The sequence below is a fragment of the Bellilinea sp. genome, from assembly GCF_034432615.1.
Lineage (GTDB): Bacteria > Chloroflexota > Anaerolineae > Anaerolineales > Anaerolineaceae > Bellilinea.
The window spans coordinates 1-4,829 of sequence record NZ_DAOUBL010000167.1 but is presented as its reverse complement, the minus strand read 5'-3'; the positions used below and the strand labels follow the sequence as shown (position 1 = coordinate 4,829).

At 49.6% G+C, this 4,829-nt stretch carries 4 protein-coding genes; 2 read left to right on the top strand and 2 right to left on the bottom strand.

The window, feature by feature from the left end:
* Positions 1-178: 178 nt before the first annotated feature.
* Positions 179-1,792 carry an NAD(P)/FAD-dependent oxidoreductase gene (locus VAE48_RS07925; RefSeq protein WP_322792782.1) on the bottom strand — a complete coding sequence of 538 codons (1,614 nt, stop codon included), beginning with the start codon at positions 1,790-1,792 and terminating at the stop codon, positions 179-181.
* Entirely contained in the window at positions 1,782-2,726 is a 945-nt protein-coding gene (locus VAE48_RS07920; RefSeq protein WP_322792781.1) for an SDR family NAD(P)-dependent oxidoreductase, read from the bottom strand. Before VAE48_RS07920 ends, VAE48_RS07925 begins: the two co-directional genes overlap by 11 nt.
* A gap of 1,009 nt (positions 2,727-3,735) precedes the next feature.
* On the opposite strand from VAE48_RS07920, the gene cysK reads away from it, so the two are divergent.
* Both cysK and VAE48_RS17515 read left to right on the top strand, forming a co-directional pair.
* Positions 3,736-4,668 carry a cysteine synthase A gene (gene cysK, locus VAE48_RS07915; RefSeq protein ID WP_322792780.1) on the top strand — a complete coding sequence of 311 codons (933 nt, stop codon included), beginning with the start codon at positions 3,736-3,738 and terminating at the stop codon, positions 4,666-4,668.
* Positions 4,669-4,686: 18 nt separating this feature from the next.
* The coding region (locus VAE48_RS17515; RefSeq protein ID WP_416181035.1) for a serine O-acetyltransferase at positions 4,687-4,829 on the top strand (143 nt) is incomplete at its 3' end.

The window sequence follows — 4,829 nt, the reverse complement described above, 5'->3', positions numbered from 1 at the left end:
TTCGAATTTTCGTCCCCCTCCCGCCTCCCCCAAAATCGCAAGGGCGATTTTGGGGGAGGTGCAGGTGGGGGTAATTGGTATTGGATGTAAGGTTTTGATCTTATCCCGAGCTCACGTTAAAGTTATTGGATCACTTTCGAGAACCTCTCAATTCGGCTGATCCGATCCGGCAGGAAGGTCAGGCCGGTTTTTTCCTGGCCCGTTTGATGATATTCTGGGATGCGTACCAACCGGTCAGCATTGCGATTGGCACTCCAGCCGGGGAATACACCCATTGGCCGGCCTGATAAACATTCGGTATGGGGGTCAGGACAGATTTTGGAATGTCTTTCAAGGTGTGGATCACCGGCGGGGGGTTTTCAAACGACCAGCCGGTAATCGCTCCCTCAGAGCTGCCGGATACTTTCTGAATGGTCAATGGGGTGGCAGAAAACCTGAAAAGGATGTCTTCCTGCAGGTTCTTGAAAATCGATTCCGAGAGAATGCGGATGACGGTGGTTTCACAAAATTCTTTGAATTCATCGTACCAGCCGGCTTTCTCGACCTTTTCCAGAATTGGATAATCAAACAGGCAGCTCACCATCAAACCGGTTTTTCCCTCCGGCGAAAGGGTCGGATCGCGCAAGGCGGGAATGGAAATTTCGTAGGTATTTAATTCGAGAAACCTTTCCAGCCAGTCCAGAATTTCGCTTTTCGAGAATTGATCGAAATTTTCAATCAGACGAATCCTTTCTGCGTGGTTCGTCTGGCCAAGTCCCTTTCTGGAAGGGGTGTAGAACAAATGCTCCCCGCTATTCTGGCGGAAATAGGCAGGCGGGCGGTTTACACCGAGGTAAAGGATGAAAACGGATTCAGCCCCTTTGGAGGATCGTTTGCGCTCCGATTCGCTTTTGATTCTGGCAGCCGTGTCTGCCTCCAAACCGGTCACCTTCAGACTGCGATACAGGGTTTTTAAGTCCGCTGCCCAGATCAAATAATCATAGGGATATGCCTGTCCGTCTGAGTCAACTGCTTTGCATTCGGATGGGACAATTTCAACAATATTCTTATTCAGTTCAATTTTCCCGCCCCACCCAAGGAATTTTTCTTTTATGAGTTTGCTTAACGCTCCAGTTCCGCCCTTTGGGTAGAAATAATCGAGATAGACATAAAAGTACCCTAAGGCGAAATGAGTCGGGGTTTTCCTGAAAAAGTGCTGGATGATGATGTCAATCAAAGATTGATTCGTGGTCAGTCTTTTGAGAAAATCCTCCATGGGCATGTTATATTGGTTTAATTTCCTTAACGCATGGAGAAACTTAAACGTCCATGGAATCAGTTTTTTGAAGATGAAGGACTTGTCTTTGGTCAGGTCGGTGAAATTTGGGTTGTCAAATTCGTAAAGCACGCGGGTATATTCAGAGATTTGCGAAATGGCAGTGATGATTTGCTGGATTTCCGCCTCGTTTTCAGGGTAAAGTTGAACCAGTATGCGCTGATATTCCCGTAAATCATCCATCGAACGAATCTTGATGAGATGATCTTCAATTCCAATGGAAATCACATTCTCAAATAAATCCCATTGAATCCCCAAATGACCCAACATGGGTTTGATAATTCCGGAATTGATAAAAGCTCTCGGCCCGGTGTCAAAAAAGAAGCCGTTGTTTTCAAAAGTGCTGACCAAGCCCCCAACCCGGTCATTCTTATCTACCAACAACACCTCAAACCCTTCTCGCGCCAAATACGCGGCTGCGGTTAAACCCGCCATGCCCGCACCAACCACAACGACTCTTTTCCTTTCACTTTTCATAAATCCCTCCCAGATTCATGCTGATTTCCCATAATCTCAAGGCGGCATTTTTATCCAATGCCGGCGGGGCAGGTTCTTCCAGCGTGGTGAGGTTAAAGAATTTTCCCGAAATGTTGTCCAGTTCCGATGAAACTCCCAAATAATAGAGCGCTTCGGCTGCAATTTCGATTGGGCGGGCAAACGGATCAATCAAAATGCTTTTCAGTATTTTATAAAGCCGTCCATTATATTGACCGCTGTTCGTTTTTACATTGCCGGGGTGCATGGCGTTGATGGTGATCCCGCTGCCCTGAAGATGTTCATTAAATATTATCATCGAAAGTAATTGCGCCAGTTTTGCCGCGCCGTAACTTTTCAGGCCGGAATAGCGCCGCTTTTCCCAAAACAAATCATCAAAATTGAGCCCTGCGACCGCAAACCGGTAGGCTTCGGAATTGACATAAAGGATTCGCCCCCGCTGTTGGGTTTTCAGCTTTTCCAGCAGGTAGCAGTTCAAAATAAAGGTGCTGAGGTAATTTACCTGAAACACGGCTTCGAGATGATCTTCCGTGAAGGTTCGTCTGGTCAGATAGATGCCGGCATTATGGATTAAAACATCAATATTTCTTTCAAGTTCGGCCAGAAATTTTGCTGCCGAATGAATGTCGGATAATTTCGAGAAATCGGCTATGAAATCAGTGCAAGTGACATTAAAGTCACGGTTCAATTCATCACAGATTTCCCGTGATTTCTTTTCATTGCGGTTGATCAATAACAGATCTGCCCCATGAGCGGCGTATTTTCTGGCGGCTGCATATCCGATCCCTGAAGTTGCTCCTGTAATCACCACCAAACGATGCGGAAAATCCTCGCTGCAAATTTTCGGGTCTAAATTCAGATTGTGGATCATGGCAAAGACATTAGACCATTTATATTCGCTCCGGTATGGATTCATCCCGCCTCCCGTCAGTTTATCCTTCTTCCAGTAAAGTAATTGACATTAAAAAATGAGTGAGCCAGAAGTATCCTGAACCGGCGCTCAGGCCAGAGCAGGAAACCGGAATGCCTCACCGAAGATATTATAACTTCGTTTAACGGGAGTTCGGGAAAAGACATTCAAACGGCTTTTTGAGAGCTGTCATGGCAATCGAGGGCGGGGGCAATTGATGGGCACGGTTGCAGTGTGGCTTTGCTCGGAGTAACATGGCTTTACAAAAAAAAGACCTATCGTCAAGACGCAAAGACAAAAAGGATACTCTTTTTTTCCTTCTCTGCGTCTTTGCGCCTTTGCGTTGAATGGCATTGCATGCACAAAGCGGCTAAGACGAACACAGCAGCCTGTCCTTTTGAGCGAGCGCAGCGAGCGTGGCAATTTTATGTGTGACCCGCGCCGGAGGGGCAAAATCGCTCAATTTGACGCATCAGTGGATGATTCCGAACAGACATCGGTCAGCGCCCGCCGGCTGCCGTTTAACCGTTTTCGACTTCGAGAAAGCCATATTAACGTCAATTCGGGATAAATCATTTTTTCATCAACTTTTGAATTTTCGTCCCCCTCCCGCCTCCCCCAAAATCGCAGGGGCGATTTTGGGGGAGGTACAGGTGGGGGTAATCATCACTGCATGCCAGGTTTTGATCTTATCCCGAACTCACGTATATTAGGTTGATAAAAAGGTCTTGACAAACCGGCAATCCGTTCTATAATCAAGGGCGATAATTAAGATGATATTGATAAATATTTGGAGTTGCACCATGTTTACTTGCGCGTGTCTGAGGCGGGGCTGATGTCAGCCGCTGCCTGAGACGAAACCGGAAAGTTTTTCGCCAGCAGAACCAGACAGTGGCAGTCAGTCCCGCATGATCCCCCCTCATGTGTGCGGATTGCTCCGCTGTCTTTTGTTTTTCTGCTGGTTTTTATTTTTTTGAACAGGCTTGAAAATATCATCATGATCCAGGAGAGAACCATGAAAATCGCCAACGATGTCACGGAACTGATCGGCAATACGCCGCTGGTACGACTGAACCGCATCACCGAAGGGGCGGTTGCCACTGTTGTTGCCAAACTGGAATACTACAACCCGGCACACAGCGTGAAAGACCGGATTGGGGTTTCCATGATCACCGCCGCTGAAAAGGCCGGTCTGATCAATAAAGACACCATCATTCTGGAGCCGACCAGCGGCAACACCGGCATTGCGCTGGCGTTTGTCTGCGCGGCGCGCGGCTACAAATGCACGCTGGTGATGCCCGAAACGATGAGCAAAGAACGCCGCATGTTACTGCGCGCCTACGGCGCGGAGCTGATTCTCACCCCCGGCAGTGAGGGCATGGCCGGCGCCATCCGCAAAGCCGAAGAACTGGCCGCCAGCGACCCGCGCTACTTCATTCCACAGCAGTTCAAAAACCCCGCCAACCCCGAAATTCACCGCCGCACCACCGCCGAAGAAATCTGGCGGGATACCGACGGGCAGGTGGATTTTCTGGTGGCCGGGGTGGGTACCGGCGGGACGATTACCGGGGTGAGTGAAGTCATCAAAGCCCGCAAACCCTCCTTTAAAGCGGTAGCGGTTGAACCGGATGCCTCACCGGTGCTTTCCGGCGGGCAGAAAGGCCCGCATCCCATTCAGGGCATTGGTGCCGGTTTCATCCCGGATGTGTTGAATACGCAGATTTACGATGAGGTAATTCGTGTCAAGAATGAGGATGCCTTCCGCACGGCGCGCCAGATGGCGGCCTGCGAGGGCCTGCTGGTGGGGATTTCCTCCGGGGCGGCAACCTGGGCGGCTTTGCAGGTCGCCCGCCGTCCCGAAAATGCCGGCAAATTAATTGTGGTGATCATTCCGTCATTCGGTGAGCGCTACCTGAGCACGGCGCTGTTTGCCGACCTGGCGGATTGACGCAGGAAAGGTAAGACGATGTTCAACTGGATCCGAACCATGCAAAATGATATTCGCAGCGCGCTGGAGCGCGACCCGGCAGCGCGCAACGGGCTGGAGATTATTCTGGCCTATCCCGGCATTCATGCCCTCTGGCTGCACCGCATTGCTCATTTTCTATG